Origin of the sequence: Acaryochloris sp. IP29b_bin.137 (assembly GCF_028285745.1) — a bacterium.
GTDB lineage: Bacteria > Cyanobacteriota > Cyanobacteriia > Thermosynechococcales > Thermosynechococcaceae > Acaryochloris.
The window spans coordinates 1-6,997 of record NZ_JANQOP010000130.1 but is presented as its reverse complement, the minus strand read 5'-3'; the positions used below and the strand labels follow the sequence as shown (position 1 = coordinate 6,997).

The following is a 6,997-nucleotide window of genomic DNA, read 5'->3' as shown; positions in this document are numbered from 1 at the left end:
GGCTTTAGCGATACTGGATTAGGAGTAATTCCAAGTGTCCTACTAAAGCCCTCTTGACTAATACCTAGGGGGCTTATCCTTGGTTGGCGAAGGTATTGCTAATTACGACCTATTTACCAATACAAAAGCGACTAAATATGCGGTCGAGCACTGATTCTGTGATGTCTTCTCCCGTGATTTCGCCTAAGGCTTGAATGGCGCCTCTCAGGTCTATGGTCCAAAAATCAAGGGGGAGCTGATCTGAGATCGCACCTTGAACATGCTCTAAAGCGGCCTGAGCTTTTTGCAGGGCGGCAGCCTGTCGCTGATTAATCGCCCAATCTAAATTGGCAGCTTGCAGAGACTGGGTTTGCACCGTTGCCAATATTGCCGTTTCCAATTCAGAGATGCCCTGGTTTTGGGCGGCAATGGTCGGCACCACCTGAGCAATTACTTCCGGGTAGACCACCTGTTCTTTAGGGGCTAAATCAACTTTATTCACAATCAAAATCATCGGCAAATCTTGGAAGGCTTGGTAAAGATGCTGATCTTCGGAGGTCCATCCAGCGGAGGCATCGATGGTGAGCAAGACCAGGTCAGCCGATTGAGCGGCTTGATGCGATCGCGTTACGCCAATTTGTTCAACCTGATCTTCCGTCTCGCGAATCCCAGCGGTATCCAAAACCTGAATAGGAATGCCCCCTACCACTAACTGGGATTCCACCACGTCCCGCGTGGTGCCGGGGAGATCCGTAACGATGGCGCGATCGCATCGACACCACGCATTTAACAAGCTCGACTTCCCCACATTTGGACGACCTATAATCGCCACTTTCAGACCATTTCGCAATAATTCGCCTTGATCTGCCGTTGCTAAGATCGCTTGAAGGGTAGCATGAATGTCTTGCAATTCCGATTGGACACCCGCTTCATCCAAGGGCGGTAAATCATCCTCAAAATCGACCCTAGCTTCTACTTCTGCCAAGCTATCCAGACAACGCTGACGCAGCACTCGAATCGGGGATGCTAGCTTACCCTGGACGCCTGCTAAAGCTGCCTGTGCCGCCTGGGGTGAACGCGCCCCCACCAAATCCGCTACCCCTTCCGCCTGAGTTAAGTCCAAACGGCCATTCAAAAAAGCTCTGAGGGTAAATTCTCCCGGTTGAGCAAGTTCTGCTCCTGCTTGTAAGCAGGCCTCAAGCACTTGCTGCACAGCAATCATGCCCCCATGACAATGAAATTCCACCACATCTTCACGGGTATAGGAGCGAGGCGCCAGCATCAGCAGTAACAAACCTTCATCAATAATCTGCTGCGTTAAAGGCTGTTGAATATAACCATAGAGAACTCGATGACTCTCCCACTGCTGGTTTCCCGGCGGCTGAAAGAGCTGCTTGGCAATCGATACTGCATCTACACCAGACAGGCGAACGATACCAATACTGCCTTGTTGGGGCACAATAGCGGTTGCGATCGCTGCGATCGTAGTTTGCTTCATAAACTTTTTAGACAGAACACCCTAACTCACTGCTATTGAACTCTATTTTTGTATGGTGACGATCAGGGAATGACTTTATTAAGTTGTGAAAGACATAAATGATTGCTTATGAACAAGGATGATCAGCGCAAATTATCGGGATTAGTCTCTGTCCAAGTCTTACAAAGCATTATTGGGTTATTCAAAAGCCAAAATATCGCTACTTCAAATAATCTCAGTTCCACAACAGTTGTATCTGCAATCATTACCTCTGAGGTTGCGCTTGTAATCGTATTTTCGTTCTTAGGTTTTATTTGTGCCTACGGTTTATGGAAACGACAACGCTGGGCGTGGGTTACAACTTTGGCGATTCAGATTATTCAAATCCTGGCAGCTTTAGATGCTATTAAGCCCATGTTTAACTCAATCATTGCTGCAACGACCGCAAATCAACCGAATACCCCCGCTATAAGCTTACTTCCCATCTTTGTGATTCATTTCGTTCTGTCGATCACAATTGTGCAAGGCTTGTTCGAATGTCGAAAAGGCTTCCAATAGCAAATTGCTTCCTAATGATGGATCGTTGTCTTCAAATTCCTTGCCAGTATTTCAACCAAGCTATACTTGCCTGCAGACCCACTGAACGCGACTAGAGCTGCAGCGTTTCTTATTGTTATCTGTCATCAATACCCATGCCCAGTCAGGTTGAATATAAAACAACAAGCCGGTTTATGAATCTTTGGGTCTACTTGGCCCTCGGTTCCGTTGGCGTGATCATTTTGGCCGGTTTAAGCTCTATCTTTTTTGTCAAACCCTTAGCCTCCAAAACCTTGCAGGCCCGAGCAGGCGAACCCGCTCGACTACAGCCCATCAAAATCAAGCCCCAAGCAATTGGAGCACTTAGAGTAGATGTGACTGCCAAGATCAGAACGAATCGCTGGCTTGCCTATGAGGTTCAAATCCGAGATCAGCAGGACAAAATCCTTGCAGCAGGTCTCAAAAATGCCTGGAATGAATCTGGTGTTTGGCGTGAAGACGGGCAAACGGGAACCTGGCAAGAAGACGACCTTGATGCAGGTTTAGATGTGAGTACTGCTAAATCTGAACCCATTAACGTTGTGGTAGAGGTCCTAGAATATGCCACCAAAAACAACCAGCCCCTGACTGAGCCTGTCTCTTTTCGAATCAGGGTCAACCAGGGCATTATCGATACTCGCTATCTCTGGCCTGGTTTTTGGGGGGGATTATTAATGGCTGGTTTAACCTGCCTGTTTTCCAAATCAGCTGGAGCCACCTTAAGCGATAAAAGTATTGGAGATAGCGACTTAGGAGACCGTGTTACGGCAGGTGGCCCCAATAAACTCATTAAAGTCGTCGTCAAAACGGTAGCCGATGAAACCTCTCCTCCTTCTCTCAACTGTCGGCTTATGGTCAGAGATGGCAATGGCGACGAGCTTTTTAATGCTTCTAACGTGATGCCCCTCAAATTCAAGCGAGACGAAGATGGTGACATTGACAGTACCCATGGACAGGCCACCTTTTTTATGGTTCTGGAAAAACCCAGTTCCTATGGATTCTATGTGGAAGTCACCCCCGATGCTCCCGTGGATTCAACCCGACTGATCATCAAGCAAGGGGCTGTGACCTTAGGGCCTGTCAAAGTCGCTCATATTGGGGCCGCCTAGAGCCCTAACGCACCACTTCCATGGGTGCAACTTGATTTTTTCTCATTTAGGATGGCAGTAGAAACCTTTTTAACTATGCTGACAAAACTTTTCTCCGTCGCAACTGTTGGAATTGTAGCCGCTTCCGTTTTGGCTGCTTATACCCAGCGTTCTGCCTTTCAACTTCGGCAAGAGCGTCAACCGAATCACTGGACGCGTCGAGGTACCCGAACTTCAGGACGCTATCGTCGTGGAGTTTGGGTCGTCTCCCCAGCTCGATCTTCCTACAGTGGATTCCGGGGCGGTAGTTTGGGTGTAGGTAAATAAACTGCGGTATGTCCGGGTCAGAATTAACCGCTGCGGTGCCTGAACCGATTCCGCTCACTTCTGCTCAGCGGCGCTGGTTATTAGCGGCAGCCGCGATCTCATCTAGCGTTGGCTTAGCGGCAGAACTACTCTTAGGGACTTTAGCCAGCTATCTAGTCGGTAATACCGCTTTAGCCTATGGCGTAGCTGTAGGCGGTTTTCTGGCAGCTATGGGCTTAGGTGCCTACATTAGCCAGTTTATTGCCGTTGACAACCAGCAACGCCGTCTTCTCAGAGTTTTTCTGCAAATTGAACTGGTTATTGCTCCTTTAACGGCTGGCTTGCCTATTGGGTTATTCGTTGTGTTTGTTGCCGATGGACCCATTTGGCTGGGGCTGTTTTTGGTAACGCTGATTTTAGGCATTCTATCCGGCTTAGAAGTTCCTATTTTGACGCGCATTATTGAACAAGATCGCGATGTTAAATCTGCCCTTGCTGGTGTCCTAGCGCTGGATTACGTCGGAGCATTAATCGGCTCCTTGGCCTTTCCCGTTCTGTTCCTACCCCTCCTGGGATTATTTCCCACCGCCGTTTTAATCGGTTCATTACCCGCCTTTATGGTATTTCGCTTGGGACGGTTGTTTCGGGGTATGCGGTCCTGGAGTTATTGGGGTCTTGGCCTTGGCATCGGACTCTGCGTGTTTGCCCCGTTCGTGATACCGTTTAGCGATCGCTTAGAAAATACCCTCTACAGAGCCCCCATTGTCAGCCGCATCCAGTCCACTTACCAACGCATTGTCCTCACCCGCTCTGGCAACGATACGCGTCTCTACCTGGATGGGGACCTTCAGCTGTCAACCGTCGATGAATATCGCTATCACGAAGCCCTGGTCCATCCAGCCCTGAGTACCAACACCCAGCGACGTCAGGTTCTGGTGCTCGGGGCAGGGGATGGCATGGCTCTACGGGAAATCCTCAAATGGCCGGAAGTTGAAAAAGTGGTGCTCGTTGAGCTGGATCCTGCTGTCGTAAAGCTCGCCCGTCAGTATCCGGTGCTCGCCGATGGTAACGCCCATGCCTTAGATGATCCACGAGTAGAAGTGGTTTATGGAGATGCTTTTAGGCTCGCCCCCCAACTTCCAGATACCTTCGATGTGATTATCGCCGATTTCCCCGACCCCGATCGCCCTGCCCTTGCTAAGCTCTACTCCCAAGGGTTCTATCGACAACTTTTCCTTCGCCTCGCCCCCCAAGGCATCTTCGTCACCCAGGCCTCCAGTCCTTTTTTTGCTCCTAAAGTGATCGATTGTATTGCCACAACCTTAACGGCGACTGATTTACAAGTCTATCCCTACACCGTGAACGTACCGAGTTTTGGCCCTTGGGGGTTTGTATTAGCTTCCCCAGAGCCGGTACAGTTTTCATCAGAGAACTTAACGATTCCCACCCGGTTCCTGACTCCAGCACTGCTCCCTGAACTCTTTCAACTTCCCAAAGATATTTCTATCGGTAAAGCCAAGATCAATCGGCTCACCGATCCAGTTATCGTTCAGTACCAAGCCGATCCTCGCTGGTCGGCCTATTATTGAAGCATTTTAGAGGCAGACTATGGCTTACCTTTGGCTATTTATCATTATTATGGGCGTTATTGGGATTGTCCTGTACATCAGACAACAATCCGGTAAATCTCTTCCCTTCGCGTCCCAGTCCCAAGCTTTGCCCTCCCTCGAACGCACCGTCTTTACCCTAGAAGTGGGTGATATTGTCCAACATATGGGTACGGACTGGGTGGTTGAAGGTAAACTCGTTTATAACGACCAAGGCTACTCCTGGCTGGAGTACCTGCTCCAGGACGGCAACAGTCGCCAATGGCTCTCTGTGGAAGAGGATGATGTGGTTGAAGTGGCGCTACTGGAAGTCACTACTGCCCTTGAAGTTGGCAGCAATCCGCCCCCTGAACTCACCTTTGCCAATGAAACCTATCGTCATAAGGGATCGGGCACGGCTCAAATGACTCGCAAAGGGTCTACTCTCAACCGCAATGCTGAGCGATGTCAATATTTTGATTACCAAGGACCGGATAGGAAAATCCTATCGATCGAAAACTGGGATGGCGATATCGAAGTCACCGTTGGTCAAAAAATTCACCCCTCTGTACTTACCCTACTCCCTGGTGATGGTCAACGCATCTATGGGGCTTAACGTTGCGCAATGTTTGGTTCAGACCCGATACGCAAATAGGATATTCTGACTAAGTTATGCCATGAAACGGAAGGTCAGAGGTCAAGTATGGACAGCGATTTCAATGAGTGGGTCAAAATCGCTTTATCAGACGCAACCTTCCCCCAGACCTTGGCCTTAGACATCTTATCGAACCCCAACCTTGATCTGCTGTGTTTGGTCGCTGCAGCTGGGGAAGTGCGGATGACCTATTTTGGTCGGCAGGTGATGCTGCACCGCATTAATGATATTCAAAATGGCCTCTGCCCTGAAGATTGTGGCTATTGTGCCCAGTCAAAGATTTCCGACGCTCCAATCAAAAAATACCCCCTCAAAAGCGAAGAGGAGATTATCCAAGAGGCCCATGAAGCCAAGGCAAAAGGCGTATATCGCTACTGTCTGGTCTCCAGCGGTCGAGGCCCAACCGCAGACCGTACCCAGCACTTAGCCCATATTATTCGCCGTATCAAAACTGAGGTGGGAATTCAAACCTGTCTCTCAGCGGGCTTAATGGATCAAGAACAGGCCACTATTCTTAAGGCGGCAGGACTCGATCGGCTGAACCACAACCTCAACACCAGTGAATCTCATACCCCTGATATTGTCACAACCCACACGTTCCAAGACCGGATTAACACTTTAAAAGCAGCTCGCTCAGCAGGGTTAGACTTATGCAGCGGTATGATTGCGGGTATGGGAGAAACCGACCAAGATATTGTTGATGTTGCCTATCAACTGCATCAGTACCAAGTCCCCTCAATTCCCATCAACTTCCTCATCCCGATTTCAGGAAATCCTATTTATGACTGTAACCAGCTCACGCCTCAACGCTGCTTGCGTATTCTTTGTCTGTTCCGATTTGTAAATCCCAAAGCTGAAATTCGCATCGGGGGCGGTCGAGAAGGTCATTTGAGGGGACTGCAGGCATTAGCACTCTACCCTGCCAATTCTCTCTTTGTCGAAGGTTACCTCGCCACAAGGGGACATAGCATCGATCAAGTCTATCAACTGATTTATGATGCGGGTTTTGAAGTGGCTGGCGATGTGTCGTCCAGTAAAAACCTCAGTTCAACATCCCAGTTCCAACTGGATAACAACCCGAATATTCTCAATCCACTGACTACGATCAATTCTCCAAACCCATAGGTATAGCAGCTTAGGATTTTTGAGAAACATCTTGATCTCTAAAAAGCCATCTATAGAAAGGCATCTAGGATTAGCAAATGTCCTAACCCAGGCTCGGATTGCTATAGCCCTCTTTTATCACTTTAGACAGAGAGAAAGTCAGGATGCTTGAGCAATTTCCTCACCAGTGGACAGCAAAATGTCTCCATCCTAGATGTGAGTTGCT

General features: G+C 48.9%; 7 protein-coding genes. 6 read left to right on the top strand and 1 reads right to left on the bottom strand.

What is annotated here, in order from left to right:
- Window positions 1-109: 109 nt before the first annotated feature.
- On the bottom strand, window positions 110-1,477 hold the full coding sequence (mnmE, locus tag Q0991_RS10070; protein ID WP_299487954.1) for a tRNA uridine-5-carboxymethylaminomethyl(34) synthesis GTPase MnmE: 1,368 nt from the start codon (window positions 1,475-1,477) through the stop codon (window positions 110-112).
- A 108-nt stretch (window positions 1,478-1,585) separates the two neighbouring features.
- On the opposite strand from mnmE, the gene Q0991_RS10065 reads away from it, so the two are divergent.
- From Q0991_RS10065 to bioB, 6 genes are all read left to right on the top strand, one after another.
- Complete coding sequence (locus tag Q0991_RS10065) at window positions 1,586-2,014, top strand: hypothetical protein (protein ID WP_299487952.1); 429 nt, start codon at window positions 1,586-1,588, stop codon at window positions 2,012-2,014.
- A gap of 134 nt (window positions 2,015-2,148) precedes the next feature.
- Complete coding sequence (locus Q0991_RS10060) at window positions 2,149-3,141, top strand: hypothetical protein (protein WP_299487950.1); 993 nt, start codon at window positions 2,149-2,151, stop codon at window positions 3,139-3,141.
- Between the two features lie 75 nt (window positions 3,142-3,216).
- Entirely contained in the window at window positions 3,217-3,447 is a 231-nt protein-coding gene (locus Q0991_RS10055) for a hypothetical protein (protein ID WP_299487948.1), read from the top strand.
- 8 nt (window positions 3,448-3,455) lie between these two features.
- Window positions 3,456-5,015, top strand: a complete 1,560-nt coding sequence (locus tag Q0991_RS10050) for a polyamine aminopropyltransferase (RefSeq protein ID WP_299487947.1) — start codon at window positions 3,456-3,458, stop codon at window positions 5,013-5,015.
- Window positions 5,016-5,034: 19 nt separating this feature from the next.
- Entirely contained in the window at window positions 5,035-5,628 is a 594-nt protein-coding gene (locus tag Q0991_RS10045; protein WP_299487946.1) for a DUF4178 domain-containing protein, read from the top strand.
- Window positions 5,629-5,715: 87 nt separating this feature from the next.
- Window positions 5,716-6,792 carry a biotin synthase BioB gene (gene bioB / locus Q0991_RS10040; protein ID WP_299487944.1) on the top strand — a complete coding sequence of 359 codons (1,077 nt, stop codon included), beginning with the start codon at window positions 5,716-5,718 and terminating at the stop codon, window positions 6,790-6,792.
- The last annotated feature ends 205 nt before the right edge of the window (window positions 6,793-6,997 follow it).